Source organism: Roseobacter fucihabitans (assembly GCF_014337925.2).
GTDB classification, from domain to species: Bacteria; Pseudomonadota; Alphaproteobacteria; order Rhodobacterales; family Rhodobacteraceae; genus Roseobacter; species Roseobacter fucihabitans.
Genome location: NZ_CP143423.1, coordinates 3296340 through 3318091, shown reverse-complemented (window position 1 = coordinate 3318091; position 21752 = coordinate 3296340). Strand labels below are relative to the sequence as shown.

27 protein-coding genes and 1 pseudogene are annotated in these 21752 nt (G+C 57.2%); 17 read left to right on the top strand and 11 right to left on the bottom strand.

Translation table 11 applies throughout. The features are described from left to right. Window positions 1–7: 7 nt before the first annotated feature. From ROLI_RS16325 to ROLI_RS16315, 3 genes and pseudogenes are all read left to right on the top strand, one after another. Window positions 8–187: pseudogene (locus ROLI_RS16325) on the top strand (integrase core domain-containing protein); the annotation flags it as partial. A gap of 311 nt (window positions 188–498) precedes the next feature. After that, window positions 499–819 (top strand): type II toxin-antitoxin system RelE/ParE family toxin, encoded by a 321-nt coding sequence (locus ROLI_RS16320; protein ID WP_187430954.1) that lies wholly within the window; start codon window positions 499–501, stop codon window positions 817–819. Beyond that, the gene (locus ROLI_RS16315) at window positions 816–1094 is read left to right on the top strand and encodes a helix-turn-helix transcriptional regulator (RefSeq protein ID WP_187430953.1); all 279 of its coding nucleotides are present in this window, start codon (window positions 816–818) and stop codon (window positions 1092–1094) included. The genes ROLI_RS16320 and ROLI_RS16315 overlap by 4 nt, the downstream gene beginning before the upstream one ends. A 105-nt stretch (window positions 1095–1199) precedes the next feature. Here ROLI_RS16315 and ROLI_RS16310 read toward each other — a convergent pair whose 3' ends face one another. From ROLI_RS16310 to ROLI_RS16295, 4 genes are read right to left on the bottom strand one after another with little or no spacing between them, the layout of a single operon-like run. Continuing rightward, the gene (locus tag ROLI_RS16310; RefSeq protein ID WP_187430952.1) at window positions 1200–1865 is read right to left on the bottom strand and encodes a hypothetical protein; all 666 of its coding nucleotides are present in this window, start codon (window positions 1863–1865) and stop codon (window positions 1200–1202) included. 1 nt (window position 1866) lies between these two features. Beyond that, the gene (locus ROLI_RS16305; protein ID WP_187430951.1) at window positions 1867–2343 is read right to left on the bottom strand and encodes a hypothetical protein; all 477 of its coding nucleotides are present in this window, start codon (window positions 2341–2343) and stop codon (window positions 1867–1869) included. Window positions 2344–2383: 40 nt separating this feature from the next. After that, window positions 2384–3535 (bottom strand): nucleotide disphospho-sugar-binding domain-containing protein, encoded by a 1152-nt coding sequence (locus ROLI_RS16300; RefSeq protein ID WP_187430950.1) that lies wholly within the window; start codon window positions 3533–3535, stop codon window positions 2384–2386. After that, window positions 3535–4137 carry a TetR/AcrR family transcriptional regulator gene (locus ROLI_RS16295; RefSeq protein WP_187430949.1) on the bottom strand — a complete coding sequence of 201 codons (603 nt, stop codon included), beginning with the start codon at window positions 4135–4137 and terminating at the stop codon, window positions 3535–3537. The genes ROLI_RS16300 and ROLI_RS16295 overlap by 1 nt, the downstream gene beginning before the upstream one ends. Window positions 4138–4295: 158 nt before the next feature. On the opposite strand from ROLI_RS16295, the gene ROLI_RS16290 reads away from it, so the two are divergent. Together ROLI_RS16290 and ROLI_RS16285 are read left to right on the top strand one after the other, a co-directional pair. Next, window positions 4296–4589 carry a Dabb family protein gene (locus tag ROLI_RS16290; RefSeq protein WP_187430948.1) on the top strand — a complete coding sequence of 98 codons (294 nt, stop codon included), beginning with the start codon at window positions 4296–4298 and terminating at the stop codon, window positions 4587–4589. Between the two features lie 46 nt (window positions 4590–4635). Next, on the top strand, window positions 4636–5259 hold the full coding sequence (locus ROLI_RS16285; RefSeq protein ID WP_187430947.1) for a LysR family transcriptional regulator: 624 nt from the start codon (window positions 4636–4638) through the stop codon (window positions 5257–5259). A gap of 286 nt (window positions 5260–5545) precedes the next feature. Here the strand turns inward: ROLI_RS16285 and ROLI_RS16280 are convergent, their stop codons facing one another. The 4 genes from ROLI_RS16280 to ROLI_RS16265 all read right to left on the bottom strand — a co-directional run bounded on the left by ROLI_RS16280 (window position 5546) and on the right by ROLI_RS16265 (window position 8132). Further along, window positions 5546–5953 carry a hypothetical protein gene (locus tag ROLI_RS16280; protein ID WP_187430946.1) on the bottom strand — a complete coding sequence of 136 codons (408 nt, stop codon included), beginning with the start codon at window positions 5951–5953 and terminating at the stop codon, window positions 5546–5548. Between the two features lie 64 nt (window positions 5954–6017). Continuing rightward, on the bottom strand, window positions 6018–6659 hold the full coding sequence (locus tag ROLI_RS16275) for a sulfotransferase family protein (protein WP_187430945.1): 642 nt from the start codon (window positions 6657–6659) through the stop codon (window positions 6018–6020). Window positions 6660–6873: 214 nt separating this feature from the next. Then, window positions 6874–7509 carry a sulfotransferase family protein gene (locus ROLI_RS16270; RefSeq protein ID WP_187430944.1) on the bottom strand — a complete coding sequence of 212 codons (636 nt, stop codon included), beginning with the start codon at window positions 7507–7509 and terminating at the stop codon, window positions 6874–6876. A gap of 116 nt (window positions 7510–7625) precedes the next feature. After that, the gene (locus ROLI_RS16265; RefSeq protein WP_187430943.1) at window positions 7626–8132 is read right to left on the bottom strand and encodes a nuclear transport factor 2 family protein; all 507 of its coding nucleotides are present in this window, start codon (window positions 8130–8132) and stop codon (window positions 7626–7628) included. A 31-nt stretch (window positions 8133–8163) separates the two neighbouring features. Between ROLI_RS16265 and ROLI_RS16260 the strand changes: the two genes are divergently transcribed. From ROLI_RS16260 to ROLI_RS16250, 3 genes are read left to right on the top strand one after another with little or no spacing between them, the layout of a single operon-like run. Further along, the gene (locus ROLI_RS16260) at window positions 8164–9180 is read left to right on the top strand and encodes a LysR family transcriptional regulator (RefSeq protein ID WP_187430942.1); all 1017 of its coding nucleotides are present in this window, start codon (window positions 8164–8166) and stop codon (window positions 9178–9180) included. After that, window positions 9177–10130 carry a LysR family transcriptional regulator gene (locus tag ROLI_RS16255; RefSeq protein ID WP_187430941.1) on the top strand — a complete coding sequence of 318 codons (954 nt, stop codon included), beginning with the start codon at window positions 9177–9179 and terminating at the stop codon, window positions 10128–10130. The genes ROLI_RS16260 and ROLI_RS16255 overlap by 4 nt, the downstream gene beginning before the upstream one ends. A 3-nt stretch (window positions 10131–10133) precedes the next feature. Continuing rightward, window positions 10134–11063, top strand: coding sequence for a LysR family transcriptional regulator (locus ROLI_RS16250; protein ID WP_187430940.1), 930 nt, complete (start codon window positions 10134–10136; stop codon window positions 11061–11063). Here ROLI_RS16250 and ROLI_RS16245 read toward each other — a convergent pair. Both ROLI_RS16245 and ROLI_RS16240 read right to left on the bottom strand, forming a co-directional pair. Then, complete coding sequence (locus tag ROLI_RS16245) at window positions 10952–11182, bottom strand: phage integrase N-terminal SAM-like domain-containing protein (protein ID WP_187430939.1); 231 nt, start codon at window positions 11180–11182, stop codon at window positions 10952–10954. The genes ROLI_RS16250 and ROLI_RS16245 overlap by 112 nt on opposite strands. Before the next feature lie 316 nt (window positions 11183–11498). After that, window positions 11499–11996 carry a hypothetical protein gene (locus ROLI_RS16240; protein WP_187430938.1) on the bottom strand — a complete coding sequence of 166 codons (498 nt, stop codon included), beginning with the start codon at window positions 11994–11996 and terminating at the stop codon, window positions 11499–11501. A gap of 112 nt (window positions 11997–12108) precedes the next feature. Here ROLI_RS16240 and ROLI_RS16235 point away from each other — a divergent pair, with 112 nt between their 5' ends. The 4 genes from ROLI_RS16235 (at window position 12109) to terL (ending at window position 15638) form a co-directional block, all read left to right on the top strand. Then, window positions 12109–12324 carry a helix-turn-helix domain-containing protein gene (locus ROLI_RS16235; protein ID WP_187430937.1) on the top strand — a complete coding sequence of 72 codons (216 nt, stop codon included), beginning with the start codon at window positions 12109–12111 and terminating at the stop codon, window positions 12322–12324. 170 nt (window positions 12325–12494) lie between these two features. Continuing rightward, a complete protein-coding gene (locus tag ROLI_RS16230; RefSeq protein WP_187430936.1) occupies window positions 12495–13823 on the top strand; it encodes a DNA methyltransferase in 1329 nt (442 codons plus the stop codon). Further along, window positions 13820–14215 (top strand): DUF5681 domain-containing protein, encoded by a 396-nt coding sequence (locus tag ROLI_RS16225; RefSeq protein WP_187430935.1) that lies wholly within the window; start codon window positions 13820–13822, stop codon window positions 14213–14215. Before ROLI_RS16230 ends, ROLI_RS16225 begins: the two co-directional genes overlap by 4 nt. Then, a complete protein-coding gene (gene terL, locus ROLI_RS16220) occupies window positions 14208–15638 on the top strand; it encodes a phage terminase large subunit (protein ID WP_187430934.1) in 1431 nt (476 codons plus the stop codon). Before ROLI_RS16225 ends, terL begins: the two co-directional genes overlap by 8 nt. A gap of 18 nt (window positions 15639–15656) precedes the next feature. On the opposite strand, the gene ROLI_RS16215 is transcribed toward terL, so the two are convergent. Beyond that, window positions 15657–15872, bottom strand: a complete 216-nt coding sequence (locus ROLI_RS16215; protein WP_187430933.1) for a hypothetical protein — start codon at window positions 15870–15872, stop codon at window positions 15657–15659. A 177-nt stretch (window positions 15873–16049) separates the two neighbouring features. On the opposite strand from ROLI_RS16215, the gene dcm reads away from it, so the two are divergent. From dcm to ROLI_RS16190, 5 genes are all read left to right on the top strand, one after another. Next, a complete protein-coding gene (gene dcm / locus ROLI_RS16210) occupies window positions 16050–17282 on the top strand; it encodes a DNA (cytosine-5-)-methyltransferase (protein ID WP_187430932.1) in 1233 nt (410 codons plus the stop codon). After that, window positions 17275–17730 carry a very short patch repair endonuclease gene (locus ROLI_RS16205; RefSeq protein ID WP_187430931.1) on the top strand — a complete coding sequence of 152 codons (456 nt, stop codon included), beginning with the start codon at window positions 17275–17277 and terminating at the stop codon, window positions 17728–17730. Before dcm ends, ROLI_RS16205 begins: the two co-directional genes overlap by 8 nt. An 18-nt stretch (window positions 17731–17748) precedes the next feature. After that, window positions 17749–18981, top strand: a complete 1233-nt coding sequence (locus ROLI_RS16200) for a type II restriction endonuclease (protein ID WP_187430930.1) — start codon at window positions 17749–17751, stop codon at window positions 18979–18981. A 61-nt stretch (window positions 18982–19042) separates the two neighbouring features. Continuing rightward, entirely contained in the window at window positions 19043–20320 is a 1278-nt protein-coding gene (locus ROLI_RS16195) for a hypothetical protein (protein ID WP_187430929.1), read from the top strand. Window positions 20321–20433: 113 nt separating this feature from the next. After that, complete coding sequence (locus tag ROLI_RS16190) at window positions 20434–21453, top strand: IS110 family transposase (RefSeq protein ID WP_187430928.1); 1020 nt, start codon at window positions 20434–20436, stop codon at window positions 21451–21453. The last annotated feature ends 299 nt before the right edge of the window (window positions 21454–21752 follow it).

Genomic DNA, 21752 nt, shown 5'->3' with positions numbered 1-21752 from the left:
GGCTACTTGCGGCTATCTGCACGCCTGGGAAACCGGATCAGAGGCCAAAGCTGGCGTCAGGAAATGGATCGAGCTCTACAATCACAAGCGCCCGCATTCCTCACTTGGCGGCAAGCCGCCTGCGGTGGTCTACGGGCAGAGAAATGAAACAACCAACCCCGATCAGCAGGTGCAAAGAGTAGCTTAATTTACGCCAGAACTTGTCCAACGATTGGGGAGTAGCTCAGAGTTTGTTCAGTGGTTGATGGAGATCGACCGTAAATTGAAGCTCTTGGCTGTCATGATCACCGTCTTTGGTGGGTGCTGGGCGTTCTCTAAAATCTTTCCCTTTGTTTCTAAAACGCTTGCAGGATGACGATGTTTTTCAGTCACCATTCTTTAGATTCCGCGCTGTCTGAGGCAGGGTGGACTAACTACCCAATGATCTCGGGTAGGCACAGGGGTTAGACCTTAGCTTTCTTGACAATTCGGTCGGAATATAACATATATGGAATAAGTATGTGGAAAATTGAACTGCTAAACGACGAGGTTCTTGAAGAACTCAATGCTCTACCAAAAGACCAACAAGCCAAATTTACATGGATTGCTGATCTCATCACAGAACACGGTCTTCAGAACGTCCATGAACCCTATGTGAAGCATCTTGAACAAGGTTTGTGGGAAATCCGCATGAAGGGCAGAGACGGCATCTCACGGGCGTTTTACGTGGTTGCCAAGCCTAAGCGTGTTGTCGTTGTCAGGGTCTTCAAAAAGAAGACACAAAAGACTCCACGCCGAGAAATCAAACTGGCTCTCAAACGAGCGGAGGACATCACATGACGGATTTTGCTGATCTAAAAAAACAATGGATGAAAGACCCCGATTTTGTCGCTGAGTATGAGGCTCTTGCACCAGAATTTGCGGTTGCAGGCGCGTTGATCAAGGCACGGACACTGGCGGGCATGACACAGGCAGATGTTGCCGAGAAAATGAAGGTTACACAGTCTCGGATTGCCAAGATGGAAGGCGGTATCAACGTCTCTGTCGACGCACTCAAGCGGTATGCCGAGGCCACAGGCACGACGCTCAATATCTCACTCGATCCAATGGGCTAAAACTAAGATGCCCACTGTTAAACACACTCTCGACCCAGAGAAGCCACCCAAAATGAGCGCTGATGATCGTGTGAAATTTGATGCGATCTCTGATGACGACATCGACTACACGGATAGGCCCAAGAACAGGACCGCAAGCGGCACGGGCGAAACGGCAATCATGATGGTGAGGAAGGTGGCAAGCGGTGTGAATATCCCGCTCAATCCGGCGATAATCATGATCCCACCACCACCGCCGATGATAGAATTGCCTGGCATGTTAACGGCAAGAGCCATTGCGACGTAGCGATACCGCACGGCAATTGATACAGCGCGTTTGGATTGCCCTTCCAGCAGCATTGCGAGCCGGTCATCTTTGGACAATGGAGCAGCTCTCGCCACCAAGTCAGCCGCTTGCACCAAGCGTAAAACCCGGAAAAGCCGTTCTAGCGCGCTGATTGGCATGAACCGTCCAATCGTGAAGGCCAACATCATCGCGGCCACAGTACACACGTAGATCAAGGGGGCGATTGCCGCGCCGAACGCCGCAAGCAGCGCGATGCCGATTTCGGCGCCCGGTACGAAGGGCATCGCAAGCAGCCCGATATAGGCCACTGCGCCGATCATAATCGCTTTGTGAACCTGCTGTTCGTTGTCCGGTCGGATCTGAAGGTCCAACGCGTCGCGGATCAGGTGAACGCCCCACGCGGCAAGGACGATTACAGCGATTAATGCGACGACCCGGACGCACAAGCCCGGTAGCGTAAGGGTCTTCGACGACGTAAGCGCCATCCTAACCTGTTGCCTCGGTGACGCGGGAAAGCGCGCCGGTCGCTTGCACCTCGATCTGATTGGTCCAGTACCAGCGACGGGTGGTCCACGTCCCGTCGATGACCACATCGTCGCCCGTGATCCTTCCATACCAAACGACAGTATGCGGCGCGTCTGGACAGATTGCAGTGCTGGTGAAGTGAATGACCCCGTCGATGGTTTTGGTTTGGTAGCCGGACCAACCAAAGTTGCAGTAGTTCTCGCAATCAGTGGATTGGAACGTGCCATCCCGGAAAACGATATCGTCTTCCAGCACGGCCCCGCTGCCAGGGTCCTCGCCATATATCCGAAAAGTTTTGCCATCGAGCGCGCCTGTCGCGGCCCAAGCGCCTTCGGGTACGGCAAAGTCGGGGACATCTTCATTCATAACGTTGAGGGTGGCTGCACCCGTGCCGAGCGTGGCTGCAGCAATCGCAGCAATCTGCAAAATCTGTGTCATTGGATTCTCCTTTTCTTTAATATGCTTGGCGTCAAACGGTTTAAGCCACAGTCTCCGTCACCTTGTTAGCCACCAGGGCCTCCAGCACGTCCGCGGCGGACGATGCTCCATCAAGGTCTCGGACTGCCTTTGCATTCTCTCTTGCGCTATTCTTGAACGACGGACCGGCCATGATCCGGCCAGCCGCCTCCGCAAGCGCGGCGGCATCGGCATCACCCGGAAGGGCCAGACCTGCCCCTAATTTTTCCACCAGCCCCGCATTGGGAACCTGATCATGCGGGAAACCGGGGATCACCACCATTGGCACGCCGTATTTGAGTGCACGCATCATCGTGCCGTGCCCGCCATGGGTCACGCATAAGGCGGCGCGCTCAAGAAGTGCGTTGTGGTCAGCATAGCGCACAACATGGGCGTTGGCCGGGATCGTCAGCGCGGCGGGGTCAATTGCCATGCTGCTGGTCACGACCACATGGGCCTCAAGATCGGCGAGCCCATCGAGCGCGGTCTGCACTTTGTCTGGGGCTCCCAGCTCTGTCGTGGTGTAGCTGACCAGCACAAGCGGCGTTGCATCATCTGCGGCCCAGGGCAGGTCGATGGGCTGTGCGGGGGTTTCGTTGTCCAGGACCGGCCCGACATGGGTGACATGATCCCAACCCGGTAATGGCGCGTCATCGAGCGTTTCGACGGATGTGACGATCATTCGGGTCTGCGCCGTCCAAAGCGTTTCCATGTCGGGCAGCGGTTCAAAACCAGCTGCAGCGCGCAACTGACCCAGTTTCGTCATGATCCCTTGCCACGCATCCATCTGACGCCAAAGGAATGTGTGACAAAATACGGATGTCGGCACGCCAAATGACGGCGCAATGTCCAGGGCTGCCGGGAACATGGCGTCGACCAGGATGGCGTCCGGCTGTTCTGCGGCTACGACCTCTTTGATCTCTGCAGCAACATCCGGCGACGTCAACGAACAGGCGATGCGGGTTATCGGCCCCATATCGGGGTATTTGTCGACCTGGGTGTAGGCGTTCTTGAAGCCAATGCCGCGAAACCCCTCGCCTTCAATGCGCGCAGCCGTGTCGGGTTTGGTGGCGAATACAACCTCGTGTCCGCGTTTGCGCAAGGCATGCGCGACGCCAAGGCTGGGGGGAAGGTTACCGCCGCTCGAATGGCTGAGCCAAAGATATTTCGTCATTATTCTTTTTCCTGAATAAGGGATTTGAGGTTTAAGACGACAGTTGCTACCGCCTCATCAAAGCTGAGCACTTCGTCCCGGCGCAGAATCTTCCAGATGTAGATGTCGGTCGCGGTAAGCAGCGCGTGGAACAGGAAAGATCGTTCGCTGGGTGGTCGGCGATGGATGTGAATTCCAAAGGCGTCTGAGACTAAGGCTTTGTGAAAGTCACGACCTACATCAAGCGACTTTTGAAACTCTGGGGACCGGTGTTCATGGGCCAAAGCGTGGATCACCAGGTCGCCGATCTTGTCGTAAATCTTGAACAGGGTGGTGACCAGCTGGTCCAAGTCTTCTATCTTGATGTTGCTGTAAATGGAAAAATCTAACGCGGCCGGAGCCTCGTGCTCTAGCGTTTTGACCAAAAGCCCATCTTTACTGCCGAAGGCGCGCAGGATGGTTTGCACACTAACCTCCGCCAGCCGCGCGACATCCTCCAACCGAAACTCATCCTTATGGTTCTCTGCGAGGAGTTTTGCCGCGCATTTCAGGATCTTTTCGCGGCTAGCCTCAGCTTGCGCCTTGCGCTTGGAGCTGTCGTATTTGCGGGTCTTTGTATTCATGTAAGTATCATTCACACGAATTATATTTCGTGTCAATCTGATTCTCATGAAATTTGTGGATGGACTGATGGCGTCTTTGCTGATCGTTCAGACGGCTCTACCGACTTGCAAAAGGCCATCCAGACGCCCAAGCTTTAAGAAATTAGGAAGGATCTTTCATGCTGCGCCACATTGTACTCGTCTCATTCAAACCCGAAGCGTCTGAGACGCAGCTCGCGGCATGGCGGGCCGCTGTGAAGAACTTGTGCGAGACAAGCGAAGAGGTCCTGTCCTTCACACTCGGCACCAATGTGGGCAGCGGTCCGAACCACCACGACGCAGCCCTTGTCGCTGACTTTGAGAACATAGACGCGTTTCGCAGGAATGTATCGAGCGACATCCACAAGGCGTATGTCGAAGATCACGCGAAACACGTGACCGCCAAGCTCGCAGCGATCCAGCATGAGATGTGAGCAAGCGGCTGCCACGGGTAGATCCCCTGCGGGACGTGCGCGTTAGATGGCTGAACCGAACTGGAGCGATTTTAGGATCATTCTTGCGCTCGCCAAAGGCGGGTCGGTGACGGGCGCCGCGAAACTCCTTGGGGTTGATGCGTCAACCGTCAGTCGCCGTCTTGCTACCGCAGAAGAGGTCTTTGGCGCACCACTGATTATCCGGGGTGGCGGCAAATTCCAATTCACTGCCGAGGGGCGCGCTGTCCTTGATGCGGCGGAAGACATGGATGCCAAGATCAGCGCCACAACGAGTTCCGTGCGCTGCATGCGCGAAAACCCGGCAGGTACGGTGCGGATCGCTTGTGTCCAGACGGCCGTGCATCTGTTGCGTCCGCTCGCACGGCAAGTGATGGATGCTTTCCCGGGCCTGCATATTGAATTGATGAGCTCCTTCGCCAGTGTTGATCTTGCCAAAGGCGATGCGGATATCTCCGTAAGAACTATTGCGCCGACAGACCCGGGCCTCGTCGTTGCCTATTCGTTTACCTGGGGCAGCTGCCTCTATGCATCGACAGATTACCTGTTGAGTTCTGGACGACCAGCGACCTTGGAAGACCTCAGCACGCATCAACTCGTGCAGTATGGAAAGCCGCTCTTGCCACTGCGCGCCTTTGGATGGATAGAGTAATTCGCCGATCTTGATCAGCCCGCGACACGTGTAGAGAACTCTGACTCTGCGCGGATCATAATCGAGCAAGGCGACGGGATTGGAGCGTTGTTCTGTTTTGTCGGCGACGCCTGCAAACCTATCGAGCGCGTCTTTCCCGAACCTTTCGACCAGATGGAAAGCTGGGTGCTTTACCACGAGTCCGCCCGTGGCTCAGCCAAGGTGCGGACCGTTCTTGACGCGCTGGTCCCATATTTGCGCGAACGGACTGCACTTCTTTCCGGAACCTGACTTAATAGGCTTCAACTCAATTACTTGACGCTATATCTCCAGAGACCGCTTCGGGTTCGTCCGAGGTGATCCAGTAGCGCGGATCGTTTTCGTGCAGGGTGATGATTGGTTCCGAGATGACCCCTGCCGAGTTCATTGCGCCACGGACGAGCGGGTCGTTGACGAAAGCCAAAGTAGCCTCCTCACTCGTCCACTCGAAAATTCCGATGACGGAATTTGGGAAGGTCGACATTGTCAGGACCTCAAATTGCAGCTCGCCCGCGTCTTGTCGAATTGCGAGGCCGCCATCGAATACCTCACGCCATGCGGCCATGTCTGCCACGTCATGCCGAACCATCATCCAGACAGGTTCGGTGGTCGGTTCCGCAGCAGCAAATTGGAGGGGGGCGAGCATTAGGATCGCCGCAAGGTGAAATCGTTTCATGTCCAGCTCCGTGTCAAAGGGTTAGGGAAAGTTCGGTGGTGTCGGGGATCAGTGAGGGCCGCCATCAGTCGGCGGGCTCTTCCTCAAAGTTGTCCCAGAATTCATCGCGGGCGTTGCTGCGCGGGAACGGCTTTGCCGGGACCGGGACCTTCAGAAAATCGCATAAGGGGCCCCAGCCATCGGATGGCGTGAACACCAGCAGGCGGTCGGCAGGCACCAGTTCGCGAACCAGACGATTGTTCCGCCGGTAAGCCGTCAGCGCCATTTCCTTGTCGGGCATGCCACCGAACGTGTCGTCGATGTAGAATGGTGTGAGCTTTAGGAAGATGTCCTGGATGTGCTGGGGCATGTTCTGGGTGAGCCGCGCATGATTGGCCCACACCTTCAGCACCGTCTTGCTGAAGCTGGCCCACCAGTCTTCTTCAGGGCGTTCGGTGTGCAGAACCTTGGCATCCGGAAAGGCGGTGATGGTCTGTTGCCAGACGCGGCCGCCTGGAAAATCGACCTGTGACCCGTAGCCTTCGAAGACTGTGTCCCACGCGATGGGTTCGCAACGTGCCACCTCGACCCATTTTTCCACCTGGGCGGGGTTTGCGAACAATTCCATCATGTGATGACACGGACCAAAGCCGAGGGCCTCAAGGGCAGTCTTGCTGGACAAGGTGCCGGTGCGGCTCATTCCGGTTCCGATGATCTTTAGGGGCATTTAGATTTCCTTTTTCTGTGCTGTTTGAATGCCGTTGGGAGGCCGCAGGCGATCGGTCGGTGACGAGCTCAACGACCGTCACCGCCTGTTGCTGTTGGCTTTCCATTTCAGCGATGAGTTGAACTTACGGGAGTCCGTGCGTCGAAGCGCCAGAGAAGATTGCAAAGACCGTTTGCAAAAATGCCTGCTGCCCAAGCGACCATGCTGACTTCGTTTAGGCCGCGGTCGGTTCGCCGCCAAAATGGGCCCAGAACTCGTCGCGGGCATGGCTCCGTGGGAAATCTCCTTCGGGTACATCCACCTCAAGGAAACGGCACAGCGGCTCCCATCCATCCGTCGGTGTGAAGACGAGTAACCTGTCCGCCGGTATTATGTCGCGGACCTTTTCGTTGTTGTGCCGATAGGCCTTGATCGCGCTGTCCTGGTCGGTGCCGCCGATCAGGTCCTGGACGACAATCCTGTCCATCGTCTCGAAAACCGCGGCGATGGGCGGTGGCAGATCCAGCTGCGTCCGATGGATCCAGAACTTGTTGATCGTGCCGGAATAGCTGGCCCACCATGCATCCTCAGATCGCTCGGTATGGACAACCTTGGCATCGGGGAATGCAATTGACAGCTCGTGCCAGACGGTAGCACCAGGGAAGTCGACCTGCGCGCCGTAGCCCCCAAAGACATCTGCCCAGTCGACCTCATCCCCCTCGGCATATGCTTTCCAATAGGAGGGCTGGCTCGGATTGCCCATGACTTCAGTCATGTGGTGGCACGGGCCAAAGCCGAGCTGCTCTAGGGCGAGTTTGGTAGACATGGTTCCGGTGCGGCCGAAGCCCGATCCGATGATTTCGAGAGACATGGCGTTATCCTTTCTAGATGCAGACCATGGGACATGCCTTTCCCGGTCGCGGGACAGTGCCCCACGGTCTGCGGTTTGGGTTTGTTGGGAGGGTCCGGCGTCACCGCTGGCGGGGCTCAGCCCTCGAGGCGGGCGAGCAGGTCGATGATGGGCTCGGACAGGTCAGTGTGGTGGTGCACCATGCGCCAGCCATCCTGGGTGCGGACGTAGACATTGGTAACGCGGTATTCGAGGACGATCTCCTCGCCTGCCAGAATGACGCGGCCTCGCTCCCACCCTGTCTCGATGGCGGTATCGCCGAAAACAGCGATGGTCTGATCGTCTAGACGGATGTCCCCGCCAGTAGCCAGGCTCGCAACACCGTCATAGGGCGGAAGCAGACCCTCCAAACCGGTATCCCGCCCACCAATGGGGTGCATGGCTGTGACACCCTCAGCGTCGAGCCAGAGCGGCGCGAGCCGGTCGGCGACAGGTGTGCCGGCCATCATTTCATTCAGCAGATCGTAGAAAGCGTCCGAGACAGCTTCGACACCGTCATCGGCAAGGGCGGGCGTAGCTATCCCCACGGCTAGGACAGCAGCGGTCACGCCACGGCCCAGTGTTCTAAAACTCTTGTAAAACATCGTTTTCGCGTCCTCTGTGTTTGCAGTTTCGATGACAAAAGTATCTACTGAGACCCAGCCGAAACCTAACGAAACGATTTCAGTGATCATGAAGGAAATTCAGCTGTACAGGATCGACCTGAATTTATTGGTCGTGTTCGAGGCGCTTATGCTCGAAGGCAGTGTTGCGGGCGCGGCCTCCAAGTTGAACAAAACGCCATCGGCGGTCAGCCATGCGCTGGCCCGTTTGCGCGAGCAAGTCGGAGATCCTCTGATGGTCAAAGTCGGTGGGCGCATGCAGGCCAGCCCGTTTGCCTTGCAATTGATCGAAGACGTGCGCCCCGTTCTGATGAGCATCAAACGGGTGCTCAAACTCCCTGAGCCGTTTGATCCCGCCTCAAGCACCCGCGTGTTCCGGGTGGCTTGTCCCATCACAGCAAAGTTCCAGACACACGTCTTGGATGCTGTTCACAATATCGCACCGGACACGCGGATCGAATGGCTGTCGGCGCCAAGGGAGGTTCATGCGGCGGTCTCCGAGGGCATGATTGACATCGCCCATATGGGGGGAGAGCGGCATTTGCCAGATGGGTTCGAGGAAGCCGAATTGCCCCCAATGGAATTCGTCAGTTTCGTTCGGGACACGCATCCCTGTATCGAGAACTGGGGCCCTGATGCCTGGACACGCTATCCGCATGTGAAGGTCGCAATCGGCGATGAGGTGCGAAGCCCGGTCGAAGAGGTGGACAAAACTGATGGTACGCAGCGCCATGTCGGTGCACTCATTGCTGAATTTGCGGGCGTCGCGCCGCTCCTATCCAGCAGCGACTATATTGCCACGTTACCGCAAGAGATCATGGCATGGGATATGGAGCAGTATGGACTTCAACCGTTGCCACCCATTGGCCAAACGCCAAAACTGCGCGCGCGGTTCCATTGGTCAGCACGCACGGCGAACGATCCGGCCTGTGTGTGGCTTCGCGAGCTTGTCATGGCGGCCTATCGCGATGCCCACTCTGAGGCGGCAGCGCTGGTCGCCGCGCGCTCGGGGCAGGAGACGGCGACATGACGCCCCTTCACCGGCTTGATCTCAACCTGCTTGTGACCTTTGAGGCGCTGATGGACGAAGGCTCCGTTGCCAAAGCTGCAGACCGGCTGAACAAGACGCCCTCGGCAGTCAGTCACGCTTTGGCCCGACTGCGCGAACAGGTGGGCGATCCCCTCATGGTGAAGGTCGGGGGCAAGATGCAGCCATCGCCGTTTGCCGAGACCTTGATCGAGGACGTTCGGCCCATCCTGCGCTCAATCCAACGCGTCGTGACGCCTCCCGAACCATTTGATCCGGTCACCAGCACCCGCACATTCCGGATCGCCGTGCCCGCAATCACCGCGCTAATTGCAGAGGTCTTTGCGCGGATCAATAAGGCAGCCCCCGGCGTGGCGTTGGAATGGGTGAATCTCGGCCCACATCTTTACGATGCCGTTGCCAATGAGGAGATCGACCTTGCGCTGCTTGGTGCAGACAAGCCCCTGCCAGAAGGGCTCATGGAACAGAAAATGCCGACCTTGCAGCGCTTTACTTATATGCGTGCAGGGCATCCGGCGGCGGAGACCTGGAACAAACAAGCCTGGCTCGATTGGCCCCATGTCATGGTCGGCATGTCAAATGCGGCGCGCCAAACCGTGGAGGATCGCGTGGCGCGCGACGGTATGGACCGTCGGATCGGCGCGCATTTGCCCGAATTCTCCGGCGTCGCCCCGCTGCTTGCCCGTACGAATATGCTTGGAACGACAGTTCCACTGTTTATGGCTGACGATATGAAGACCTATGGATTGATTGCGAAACGCCCACCTGTCGATCTTCCAGACATCACGTTCCGCTTTTTCTGGAGCGCGCGCCTGTCGCAGGATCCCGGAGGCAAATGGCTTCGATCAATCGTGATCGAGGCCTATGACCGCATCAATGAAAAGGCTTTAATCGCTCTGGGCACCGACGCTTCCAAAGCAGTAGACAGGTGAAACATGGCAAACCCTAACTGGAGCCATTTCCGTGTCGTACTCGCCCTGAAGAACGAGGGGTCGATATCCGGAGCGGCGCGCATTCTGGGCGTGGATGGATCAACTGTGAGCCGCCGGTTGGCCAGCGCCGAGCAGGCCTTTGGGACACCTATTATCATACGAGGCGGTGGTGAATTTACCTTCACTCCCGAAGGTTTGGTGATCGCCGACGCTGCAAAGCAAATGGATGTGGTGGTCAATGACACCCGGATCAACGTGAGCGCGATGCGCCAGCAGCCGACAGGCACTGTAAAGATCGCTTGCGTCCCAACCGCGGCCCACGTCCTTCGCCCCTTGGTTCACCAAATTGCCGACGCGTTTGATGGACTGTATGTTGATCTTATCAGTTCAATCTCGGCCTTCGACCTCGCGAAAGGCGAGGCAGATATTGCCGTGCGCACGCGCGAGCCCAAGGATCCGGCGCTCGTCGTCGCCTATTCATTTACCTGGGGACGCGCCCTTTATGGATCAAAGACCTACTTTGAGAAGCACGGCCGCCCAAAAACACCCGACGACTTGCGCGACCACACACTTGTACGGATCGGAACCGGGAGTTCTCCTTCAAAAGCGTCGGCTTTCATAGAACGTTTAGACAATCCTGAGCGCCCGAGCATACGGGTGGAAAACACCGACTCTGCTCAAATGATGATTGAGCAAGGCGCTGGCATCGGCTCTCTATTTTGCGCTTTCGCCGATACGAACTCAAACATAGAACGCGTCTTTCCGGACCCATTCGATCAAGTTGACTCCTGGGTCATCTATCACGAGTCTGCCCGGGGTTCTCAGCGGGTGCGGATCGTCTTGGACGCCTTGGTTGCGTTTCTCAAAGACAACCGCGGCCTACTGACTGGTTTGGCGTACCCCCCAACGCCCCGTTCCTTCATATCCAGCTGAAACGCCCGTAAATCCTCCGGCGTCGCAGTATCTGGAGAACGCCCCAGAAACCGTGTAAAATCTCGCATCCCGCGCAGATACATCGTCTGCGTCTTGGGCTGCAGCCCTTTGATTTGCATGTCTTCCACTGCCCGGCAAGGTATTGCGCAGCAATGTCCCGAAAGGGGAGAAACCGCTGGCGCAGCGCAGGTACATATTGGTCTGACATTGAAACCTCCTATTGGTCAGATTGAGAAGGTCTCAGTCTTCAGACAGGCGCGCCTATCTACCAAATTCACGGCTCAAATTAACACGCAGCAACCGCAACAAACACCAATACCGCGGTTTCGTCCATGTCTAAGGTTTGTGGCTGCTGTCAGCGTGAGCTGCAGCGGCGACAAAGCCGGACATACCGTCGTCGATGCCGGCGATGGTCTAGATCAGCGTGTGTTATGGTCAGATCGCTCCGAACAGCTGATCGGCCAGGCGGCTGGCCGAGCCGATCGCGTCAAACTGTCCCTTATTCAGAATGCGGATATCCGACCTCTCGGCCTTGTAGCCTTTGGCATTGCCTTTCGAGTGCCTGCCGATCCGGCTGCCCAGATCGGGCACAGGCTGGCCGGGCTTCGCTCCAAACCATAGATAATTGAGCAGCTCGAGAGATGCGGGATCGAACCAGACCCAGATCACACAACCGGACGGTTTTTCGGCCAGTTTAACGTTGATTTTCTGCCTGCTGGTCCTGGCTCCGACAAAGCTTGATTTCAGCTGGACATGGCGCTGAATGCCGTCTGCCTCCAGCAGAATGTCATACCCGCTGCGATCTGTGTGGCTGCGCAGAATGTCCATTTCCACGCCGCGCTTCCACATTTCCTGACACAAAGCGCCGAGAAGTGCGTATTCCAGATATTGCTCCCGCAGGCTGGAGGCCGCGTTGTGGATGTCATCAAGCATGCTGTTCTCCTTACCTCCCGCGTGCAGTACCGCTTCTCGCGCCCTGCCAGTCAAGCAAAATGAGACTCATAGTCTGTAGATTACAAGGCAACATCCATGACCCATACTTTGAATGGATGTTCGTCAGCGGGTTGGCCGCAATCTGAAGAAATACCGCAAGGAAGCAGGCTTCTCGCAGGAAGGGCTTGCGCTCGAATGTGGTTTGCACCGGACATATGTCAGCGGCGTCGAGCGCGGTGTGCGCAACCCAACGGTGGTGGTGCTGGAGCGAATTGCGGAAGCTCTGAATGTGCCCGCCGCAAGGCTGCTCGACGACTCTGAGAGCTGACTTCCTGAACAGAAGTCATTTATTACCAGATAGTTAATTCATCGGCCCGCCCGGCGTAATGCCAGGTTACTTTGGGTCGGCTGTATGAGATTCCAATGCTATGAGCTGCCTCGGGAGCCGCCCGGGCAGTTCTGAACGGCGCGCAAGCGCACATCAGCAAAGGAAACGTCATGACCAGACAAGAGACATTCACGCTGCCCGATCGGGACAATATCACGATGAGGCCTGTGGACGATCTGAGGCCCTACGCCAACAATCCACGGACGCACTCGAAAAAGCAGATCCGGCAGATCGCCGACAGTATCCGGGAGTTCGGCTGGACCAATCCGGTTCTGGTCGACGCAGATGGTGGTGTCATCGCGGGCCATGGCCGCATCGCAGCGGCAAAGCTGCTCGGTATGTCAGAGGTCCCGGTCCTGCAGCTTGATCATATGAGCGAGGCTCAGAAGCGGGCCTACGTCATTGCTGACAATAAGCTCGCGGAGAATGCCGGCTGGGATACTGATCTGCTGGCGATCGAACTGCAAGGGCTGCTGGACCTCAGTATTGATTTCGATATTGAGCTCACCGGGTTTGAAACCGGCGAGATCGATGTGCTGCTGGCGCCGGAAACGGCAGCAGAGCCTGAACCCGTGCCCCTGCCGGAAACCGATCAACCGCCGGTCAGCCGCCCCGGTGATCTCTGGCTCATCGGGAAGCACCGATTGCTCTGTGGCGATGCGCTGAACCCTGACGACTGGCGGATGCTCATGGATCAGGACAAAGCGCAGATGATCTTTATCGACCCGCCCTACAATGTTCCGATCGCAGGTCATGTGTCCGGGCTGGGCGCGGTTAAGCACCGCGAGTTCGCCATGGCGTCCGGCGAAATGTCGCAGGATGCGTTCACCGGGTTTCTGCGCGGATCCTTCAGAAACCTGGCCGCGTTCAGTGCGAATGGGGCGATCCACTTCGTCTGTATGGACTGGCGGCACATGCGGGAAGTTCTGGAAGCGGCGGATGGCATCTATGGCGAGCTGAAAAACCTGTGCGTCTGGGCCAAGACAAATGCAGGTATGGGCAGCTTTTACCGGTCACAGCATGAGCTGGTTTTTGCGTTCAAACACGGTACCGCAGCCCATATCAATAATTTCGGTCTCGGCGATAAAGGCCGGCACCGGTCCAACCTCTGGACCTATGCCGGTGCCAATACCTTCCGCGCCGGCCGCATGGATGATCTGAAGGCGCACCCGACGGTCAAACCCATCGATATGGTTGCGGATGCGATTATGGATTGCTCGCAGCGCGGTGGGATCATTGCCGATGCCTTCGCCGGATCGGGAACCACCCTGCTGGCTGCCGCAAGTACCGGCCGGATCGGGGTCGGTATGGAAATCGACCCGCATTACGCCGACTTGATCGTTCGCCGCCTGCAGGACACAACCGACGAAACGGCAGTCCATGCGGAGAGCTTTGAGAGTTTTGCGGCGGTCAGCGCAGAACGCGGGGAAGAGTTATGAGCGGACCGGATAAAGACAGCTACGATGTTGGCTACAGAAAGCCGCCGAAAAGCGGGCAGTTTCAGAAAGGGAAGTCGGGCAATCCGCGCGGCCGGCCAAAAGGCGCGCGCGGCCTGAAGACCGATCTGAAAGCAGAGCTCGGTGAGAGGGTCACGATCACCGAGAATGGCCGGACCCGCACGCTGACCAAACAGCAGCTGGTGGTCAAACAACTGACGGCCAAAGCCGTGAAAGCCGATATTCGCGCCATCAGCAAAATTACTGAACTGGTGATCTCTCTGCTGGGGCCGGACGATGAGGTGGCGGCAGATACATCGCGTCTTTCGGAGGATGATGATGCCATTCTGCAGCAATTCATAGAACGGCAGGGCAGGGAGCCGCGGGATGACTGACCGTCAGGCATACTTCGACGTTGTGGTTCGGAAAGATTTCCTTTCGTTTCTTTCAAAAGCGTTCACGACAGCCTCGGGGGGTGATCACTTCGCCCCCAACTGGCACCACGACGCAATCGGGCATCAGCTGGGCCGGGTCGAGCGCGGCTCGTCAACACGTCTGATTGTCACCATGCCGCCACGTTACCTGAAATCCATTTCGATTTCGGTTGCCTGGGTTGCGTGGCGGCTGGGCCGCGATCCCGGGCTGAAATTCGTCTGCGTCAGCTATTCGGCCGAACTGGCCCAGAAACACGCAGGTGATTGCCGCGCGATCATGCAGACAGACTGGTATCAGCGCGTATTCCCCAACACCCGCCTGAAACGCGGCGGTGGGGCCGAAATGGACTTTGCGACCACAAAGGGCGGTGGCCGGCTGTCTACTTCAGTGGGCGGCACGCTGACCGGGCGCGGGGGCGACATCATCATCATCGATGATCCGATCAAACCCGATGAGGCCATGTCCGAAGCTGCACGGCGCAGGGTCATCCATTGGTACGCCAACACGCTGTCATCGCGCCTGAATGACAAGTCAAAGGGTGCGATCCTGCTGGTGATGCAGCGCCTGCATGAGGAGGATCTGGCCGGGCATTTGCTGGAGGCCGGTGGCTGGGATCATCTCAGCCTGCAGGCGATTGCGGAAACCAGCGAACAGGTGCTGCTCGGTGGGGGGCGGGTGCACGAACGGCGCGCGGGTGAAGCACTGCATCCGGAGCGTGAAGATGTGGACCGCCTGAATGCGCTGAAAGCCGTGATGGGGTCAGCGACATTTTCGGCCCAGTATCAGCAATCGCCGGTCCCGGCCGAAGGTCTGCATGTGAAGCGGGAGTGGTTCAGGCGCTACAGTGAAACGCCGGAACGCCAGCCGGGCGATCTGATCGTTCAGAGCTGGGATACCGCCAGCAAAGACGGCGTGTTCAATGATTTCTCGGTCTGTATCACAGCGCTCGTCCGGAAGAACGAGGTGTTTGTGCTTGATGTCTTTCGCGGCAGACTGCAGTTCCCCGATCTGCGACGCCGCGCCATTGATCTGGCACGTTCATGGCAGACAGACACGCTGCTGATTGAGGATGCCGCGAGCGGCGCGCAGTTGATCCAGGTTCTGCGTCATGAAGCTCCCCGCGGAGTGCCGACACCGATTGCGCGAAAACCAGATGGCGACAAGGAAACCCGGTTTTCAGCTCAGACGCACCGCATTGAAGCGGGTGATCTGCTAATGCCCGAAGACGCGCCGTGGCTTGCCGGTTTCGAACGCGAACTGCTCGGCTTTCCCAACCTGCGCCACGACGATCAGGTGGATGCTCTGACGCAGCTTCTGGCATGGCGGTCGATTTCCCGAGGTCGCATCGGGATGATTCCGCCGGAACTGATCCGGCTGGAATAATGATGCCGGTTTTGCCTGCTACTTACGCAGATACCTTGCCGCGATCATCTCTGCCGCATCCAGTTTCCGGTCAATCTCTGCGAGGTGACCGCGCACCGCTGCCGCGGCCGCGCGGACCTTTTCCGCGTCTATCCAGGGCGACTGCCCTTCCAGCGCCGCCAGCGCTGCGTCTTCAAGCTGGGCCGTCACTTCCGCAAACAGGCGCTGAACTGTATCTTTCGGGTCGTTTTCCATGGCTCCGACTGACGCTTCGTTTGAAAATGAAGTCCAGTCGGATCTCGGTTCCGGGGCTCATTAACGCGAAATTCATCCAAATGTTTGCTGAATGTTCTTGCTTCGCGGGAATCGCATCGCCATAGTGACAAAAAAATTCCCCAAGAAACTGAATCGCGGTACCGGAGGGCGCGCAGAATGACCGAATTCGAACTTCTATTACAGAAAACCGGGCACTCAGTCGCCGAAGCCGCAAAGATTATCGGCTATTCTGAGGGACACATTTACCGCTGGAAACGTGGTGAGGAAACCCCGCGCGAAGGCGTAATGACCCTTCTTCGTATGGAAGTCGGTGCACGCCAGCCAGATAGCGCCGGTGCGGCATTTTCCTTTGTTGATCTGTTCGCGGGGATTGGCGGGCTGCGCAAAGCTATGGAGAGCGCAGGCGGGCGTTGTGTGTTTACCTCGGAGTGGGATCGCTTTGCCCAGCAGACCTATGACGCCAACTTCCCGGACAACCGGCCGATTGCCGGGGACATAACCGAAATCGAAGCCGAAGAGATCCCCGAACATGACGTGCTGGTCGCAGGTTTTCCCTGCCAGCCGTTCTCAATTGCAGGCGTGTCAAAAAAGAACGCCCTTGGCCGCGCTCACGGCTTCGATGATGAAACTCAGGGCACACTGTTTTTTGACGTGTTGCGGATCCTCAAGCATCACCGTCCCGCCGCCTTCATGCTCGAGAATGTGAAGAACCTGCGCAGCCATGACAAAGGTCGTACGTTCCAGGTCATCATGCGTAAGCTGCGCGATGAGCTTGGTTACTATGTGCCGGAACCCCGCGTCATTGATGCCGCGCATTTTGTGCCTCAGCATCGGGAGCGAATTGTCATTGTGGGCTTCCGCGAAGAGGTGCCGTTCAGTTTTGACGATGTTCTGCTCCCCGCCCATCGGGAGCGCCGGATGCGGGATATCCTGCATCCCGAAAACGGCATTGAGAGCCCTGAGGGGCATTTCACACTCGGCAACGACGCTGCCGTCAGCGATAAGTACACCCTCTCCGACAAGCTCTGGGCCTATCTTCAGGGCTATGCTGCAAAACACAAAGCCGCCGGAAATGGATTTGGCTTTGGACTTGTGGATGGCGACAGCATTTCACGCACATTGTCGGCGCGGTACTACAAGGACGGCTCTGAGATCCTTGTCTGCCGCGGCGCAGGTAACAACCCCCGACGCCTGACGCCGCGCGAATGTGCCCGGCTGATGGGCTACGGAGAGGATTTCCGGATCCCGGTATCGGATACCCAGGCATACAAACAGTTTGGCAATTCCGTTGCCGTCCCGGTCTTTGCCGAAGTTGCGCGCGTCATGCTGCCCCATATCCTGTCGGTGATCGAAAGCGAAAATCAAAAGAGCCTCAGCAAGGTTGGCTGACGTTCATGACCAGGCAACCCGCAGCCGCAATATGGCGGCGATCAGAGGTGCTGATACCAAACCGGAGATGATCATCCGCCGCGGGCTTCACGCGCGTGGTTTCCGGTTCCGGCTGCATGACCGGAAACTGCCGGGCCGGCCCGATCTTGTTCTGCCAAAATACGGCGCGGTGATACTGGTCAACGGATGCTTCTGGCACGGACACGACTGCGCGTTGTTCAGATGGCCAAAGACGCGCGAAGAGTTCTGGCGGGAAAAGATCGGTGGGAATATTGAACGGGACCGGAAAAACCGCGCGGCGCTGAAATCCTGCGACAGGCGGGTTGCGGTGATCTGGGAATGTGCCCTGAAAGGAAAATTACGGCGGGACGCCGGTGATATCATTGACGAGCTCACTTTCTGGTTGTCATCTGGCGAGACGGAGCTGGAAATCAGAGGTTTCCGCTGATTTTCTGAGGGGCTGAATTTGACCGGGCGTGGATCTCTTTCAAAGTATTTTATCGGCGCGGGTGCCAAAACCCTGCGCGGCACAGAAGTCGATCCCAAAGTCTCCCGCGGCCATGAATTCCAGGGCGTCGATATATTCCTGGCGTTTGTCGGAACGCCCGAAAACCGCGAAAAGATCCCGGTCACCTATATCTGGATGGATGACAGCGATGATCCGCCACTGAGGTCAGAGCTGACCGGGACATGGTACAACAGCCGCAAAGGACAGCCACACCGGACACCGGAATACAGGCTCTACTATCCCGCGGCCGCCGAGCCGGTCGTGTACCGGGCGGCAGCGGGAGACAGTCTGTTTTTGTGCATGACGGCGGACCGGCGTGTTCTGGCCATTCTCTGCCCGTCGGGGAGTTCTATCGAACAGAAACTGCTCTGGCTCTTCGGCCTTACCTTGACGGAGGACTTTGCGCTCAGTCAGCGTGATATAGGGACGGAGGGCGGTCGTGATATCGATCTTGCCGCGCGCTTCATTCTTGACGAACTCGGTATTGAAGCCGAAGAACCCGTTCCCGCCGCCTTCGATCAGCTGGTCGGCCGGTTCGGCCTGGCTTTCCCGTCTACCGCGATATTCTCGGCGTTCGCACGCGACAACCTGACAGGGATCGATCCTGTCGCGTCCCCCGATGATGCGCTGCTCGCCTGGATGGAGCAGGAAGAGGCTCTCTTCCGCCATCTGGAGCGTGAGATTGTCACCGAGCGGCTGCGAAGCGGGTTCTTCGACGAGCGTGGCGCGGATGTGGACGGGTTTCTGAAGTTCTCTCTCGGCGTTCAGAACCGGCGCAAATCGCGAGCGGGATATGCGTTCGGGCATCATACGGAAGTCATCCTTCAGGCTCACAAGCTTCGCTTCACCCGCGAGGCCACCACCGAAAAACGAAACGCGGCGGATTTCCTGTTCCCCGGTGAGGACGAATACGCCGATCCGTCATGGCCGGACGATAAACTGGTGATGCTGGCTGTTAAAACCACCTGCAAAGACCGCTGGCGTCAGGTTCTGGCCGAGGCCGACCGTATCGGAGAAAAACACCTGCTTACCGTGGAACCGGCCATATCGCGTGCGCAGACCGCTGAGATGCAGACACAAAACCTCCGTCTCGTTCTGCCACAACCGTTGCACGAAACTTATCACGACGAACAGCGGGACTGGATTATGAACGTCGCCGAATTTCTGCAGCTGGCGGAAAGTGGCAGCTGATGTTGTGCTGTCTGAGACAAGCGCCCGTTGATAAAACATCAGGGCTAACAAAGGACTACCGATGGCGGATTTTGTTGAGACACGTGAAGAGATTATTCAGAACGTTGATACACTCTATCAGTATGGACTGGGCGATGGACCGCAACGGAGTTTTCATGACGGACGCATAAAGAACGGCAAAGTGTTTGTCGCCGTCAGGCAGGGGGATGACTACAGGTTTGCTCCCAGCAAGTTTGCCGGTTACGCCGCCAATGATTTAGAGCACGAGCGGAAGCTGTCGGAAAGAGACGGCGGAATAACAAGCAAGCGGATTGAGAGTATTGCAGGCCCGCCTTTGGAAATCGGGTCTGCAGCATACAGGTCAGTTGACGCCGCCTACCTCGCGTATTGCACCGCCCGTGGCATCGAACCGTCGCGCCATCAGATGTCGCGACGGTATCTGATCATTGAAAAGGAGGCCAGGATCAGCCCCGGGTTTTTCTGGACGAAAGTCTGGGGGCAGCCTGACGAACCTGCGAAAGATGCCCTTGCGTTCAACAGTGAGCGCATCCGGGATCGTGTGCTGAAGTTTACGCAACCCGGTGACATCGTAGTGTATCTGACAAGCGACACGACCGACGCTGACCCGCTCGTGCGCGGCAGAGTGGCCGGTGCAGTTGAAATTGCCGGTGCACCGGTGATGGTTGAGGAAATCCGCGCCGCCGAACGGATCAGGCCGCACGAATACCGTGAAGACGGGCGGTTTCGCTGGCCATTCGGTATATCCGTTTCCAGAACCTGGCGCGTAATCGATCAGGAATCGAATGACAGTCTGATATCTGACCATGCTGCTAAGGGAATTCAGGGCGCTGCCACGATACATCCGATGACGCCTGAAGAAGTTGTGCGCTTCCGGTCGCTGCGCGTCGCGGAGCAGACTCCCGACGGTGAGCGTGGCTCTGAGCCGTTCCGTACGTCTGTGCGTTCGGCGTGGCATCAGAAACCGGGGCAGAGAGCCGGTGCCGACGTCGCCCCCGGATGCCAGCTGTATATTGCGGTGATCCACGATGATCACGGTATGACGGTGAAAGTAGGTTCAGGAAAGGCCGAAGACCGCCTGAAGGAGTTGAACCGATACCGCCGGGTCTCCCAGGGCGAGACCGTCTGGTCGCTTTATCAGCAGTATGAGTTTGATACAGCCGCCGCCGCCAGAGCTGCTGAGGATCATCTTCTCCGGGAAGCTCATGCAGCCGGGTTTGGCTCCCCCGATCACAGTGAATTCATATTAGGCATGGAAATGCGCGCGCTGAATAAGCTTTTTGCAGAGGTCGTTGAGATGGGTGAGACCTTCAATGAGTAACCCGAATTTATGCCGTAACGGCCCTAACCGGATGAGGTGGGTGGCTCCTGCTCCACCGGCATCGAATGTGCCAAAGTGCAGTTATCATCAACTGCTAGGATAGGAGCCACCCAATGACAGTTAAGACAGTAGGCCTAGATTTGGCCAAGGATGTTTTTCAAGTTCACGGTATTTCAGAAAGTGGGCGCGTGATCTTCAACAAGGCAATCAAGCGTGCGAAGCTTTTGGCGTTCTTTGAGACGCTGCCACCTTGTATGATCGGAATGGAGGCCTGTGGATCAGCCCATCACTGGGGTCGCACGTTGCGCAAGCTTGGCCATGACGTAAGGCTGATGCCTGCGAACTACGTGAAGCCCTACGTAAAGCGTGGCAAAACCGATGCGGCGGACGCGGAGGCCATTTGCGAGGCAGTCAGGCGACCAACGATGCGCTTCGTTGAGATCAAGACCGAGGATCAACAGGCTTTATTGTCGATCCATCGCACTCGGGATTTGGCAGTCCGGCAACGCACCCAGTTGGCCAACATGATCCGCAGCCTGTTGCGCGAGTTTGGGCATATTTTGCCGATTGGGATTGAAGCAGTTACAGCTTTCGCAAAACGTCACCTTGACGGTGATCACCCGGACATGCCCGACATCGCGAACGGCATGCTCGGCATCCAGTGTTACCAATTCATCGGCCTGAACGAACGCATCTCGGGCTATTCCAAGATGATCGAGCAGCACGCGATGCTGAACGCAGATGCACGTCGATTGATGCGCATGCCAGGAATTGGGCCAATAACGGCATCGGCCGTTGTCGCCACGATCGGCGACGCAAAACAATTCCGCACCGGGCGCGATCTAGCGGCTTGGCTGGGGCTGACCCCGCTCAACAAATCCAGTGGCGGCAAGGAGCGATTGGGCAAGATCACAAAGGCTGGCGACCGCTACATTCGCAAGCTGCTGGTCGTGGGCATGACGTCTCGCGCAGTAATGGCGAAGCGCTCACCTGAAAAAGTGGATTTGTGGACGGCGAAGATCATCGCGGAGAAACCGTTCCGGCTGGCAACAGTCGCGATGGCAAATAAAGCAGCGCGTTCCATCTGGGCGATGCTCACAAAGAAACAAGAATACCGGCAGCCCGCGTTCTAAACGCGCCGACTGCCTAAGAGATGCAAGACGTTGAAGTGATGATGCGGAATTAAGTCAACCAAGAGCAAGGACACTCCGGGAATGGCAGCGGCCCTCTGAGGTCGATAAGCCGATTGGAACCTCGCTCGCGGAATTCATCAGGGCCAGTGGAGGCAATGCCAAAACATAAACAGGCCGGACAGACGACAGTACTGACGAAAATGACCGCAAACATCGACAGAAAACGCTTGCAATGCAGGAGCTGTTGATTTGCGCTGAGAACTGACCCGGTAGCCCCATAAATTTTCACTGAGAACTGA

What these genes read in the sequence shown, in the direction of transcription:
- terL (WP_187430934.1), top strand. Translation starts at nt 14,208, where the DNA reads ATGACTGACCGTCAGGCATACTTCGACGTTGTGGTTCGGAAAGATTTC.
- ROLI_RS16240 (WP_187430938.1), bottom strand. Translation starts at nt 11,996, where the DNA reads ATGCTTGATGACATCCACAACGCGGCCTCCAGCCTGCGGGAGCAATAT.
- ROLI_RS16190 (WP_187430928.1), top strand. Translation starts at nt 20,434, where the DNA reads ATGACAGTTAAGACAGTAGGCCTAGATTTGGCCAAGGATGTTTTTCAA.
- ROLI_RS16305 (WP_187430951.1), bottom strand. Translation starts at nt 2,343, where the DNA reads ATGACACAGATTTTGCAGATTGCTGCGATTGCTGCAGCCACGCTCGGC.
- ROLI_RS16230 (WP_187430936.1), top strand. Translation starts at nt 12,495, where the DNA reads ATGACCAGACAAGAGACATTCACGCTGCCCGATCGGGACAATATCACG.
- ROLI_RS16320 (WP_187430954.1), top strand. Translation starts at nt 499, where the DNA reads ATGTGGAAAATTGAACTGCTAAACGACGAGGTTCTTGAAGAACTCAAT.
- ROLI_RS16250 (WP_187430940.1), top strand. Translation starts at nt 10,134, where the DNA reads ATGGCAAACCCTAACTGGAGCCATTTCCGTGTCGTACTCGCCCTGAAG.
- ROLI_RS16290 (WP_187430948.1), top strand. Translation starts at nt 4,296, where the DNA reads ATGCTGCGCCACATTGTACTCGTCTCATTCAAACCCGAAGCGTCTGAG.
- ROLI_RS16260 (WP_187430942.1), top strand. Translation starts at nt 8,164, where the DNA reads ATGACAAAAGTATCTACTGAGACCCAGCCGAAACCTAACGAAACGATT.
- ROLI_RS16215 (WP_187430933.1), bottom strand. Translation starts at nt 15,872, where the DNA reads ATGGAAAACGACCCGAAAGATACAGTTCAGCGCCTGTTTGCGGAAGTG.
- ROLI_RS16235 (WP_187430937.1), top strand. Translation starts at nt 12,109, where the DNA reads ATGGATGTTCGTCAGCGGGTTGGCCGCAATCTGAAGAAATACCGCAAG.
- ROLI_RS16310 (WP_187430952.1), bottom strand. Translation starts at nt 1,865, where the DNA reads ATGGCGCTTACGTCGTCGAAGACCCTTACGCTACCGGGCTTGTGCGTC.
- ROLI_RS16255 (WP_187430941.1), top strand. Translation starts at nt 9,177, where the DNA reads ATGACGCCCCTTCACCGGCTTGATCTCAACCTGCTTGTGACCTTTGAG.
- ROLI_RS16295 (WP_187430949.1), bottom strand. Translation starts at nt 4,137, where the DNA reads ATGAATACAAAGACCCGCAAATACGACAGCTCCAAGCGCAAGGCGCAA.
- ROLI_RS16265 (WP_187430943.1), bottom strand. Translation starts at nt 8,132, where the DNA reads ATGTTTTACAAGAGTTTTAGAACACTGGGCCGTGGCGTGACCGCTGCT.
- ROLI_RS16285 (WP_187430947.1), top strand. Translation starts at nt 4,636, where the DNA reads ATGGCTGAACCGAACTGGAGCGATTTTAGGATCATTCTTGCGCTCGCC.
- ROLI_RS16275 (WP_187430945.1), bottom strand. Translation starts at nt 6,659, where the DNA reads ATGCCCCTAAAGATCATCGGAACCGGAATGAGCCGCACCGGCACCTTG.
- ROLI_RS16280 (WP_187430946.1), bottom strand. Translation starts at nt 5,953, where the DNA reads ATGAAACGATTTCACCTTGCGGCGATCCTAATGCTCGCCCCCCTCCAA.
- ROLI_RS16225 (WP_187430935.1), top strand. Translation starts at nt 13,820, where the DNA reads ATGAGCGGACCGGATAAAGACAGCTACGATGTTGGCTACAGAAAGCCG.
- ROLI_RS16315 (WP_187430953.1), top strand. Translation starts at nt 816, where the DNA reads ATGACGGATTTTGCTGATCTAAAAAAACAATGGATGAAAGACCCCGAT.
- ROLI_RS16270 (WP_187430944.1), bottom strand. Translation starts at nt 7,509, where the DNA reads ATGTCTCTCGAAATCATCGGATCGGGCTTCGGCCGCACCGGAACCATG.
- ROLI_RS16195 (WP_187430929.1), top strand. Translation starts at nt 19,043, where the DNA reads ATGGCGGATTTTGTTGAGACACGTGAAGAGATTATTCAGAACGTTGAT.
- ROLI_RS16300 (WP_187430950.1), bottom strand. Translation starts at nt 3,535, where the DNA reads ATGACGAAATATCTTTGGCTCAGCCATTCGAGCGGCGGTAACCTTCCC.
- ROLI_RS16245 (WP_187430939.1), bottom strand. Translation starts at nt 11,182, where the DNA reads ATGCAAATCAAAGGGCTGCAGCCCAAGACGCAGACGATGTATCTGCGC.
- dcm (WP_187430932.1), top strand. Translation starts at nt 16,050, where the DNA reads ATGACCGAATTCGAACTTCTATTACAGAAAACCGGGCACTCAGTCGCC.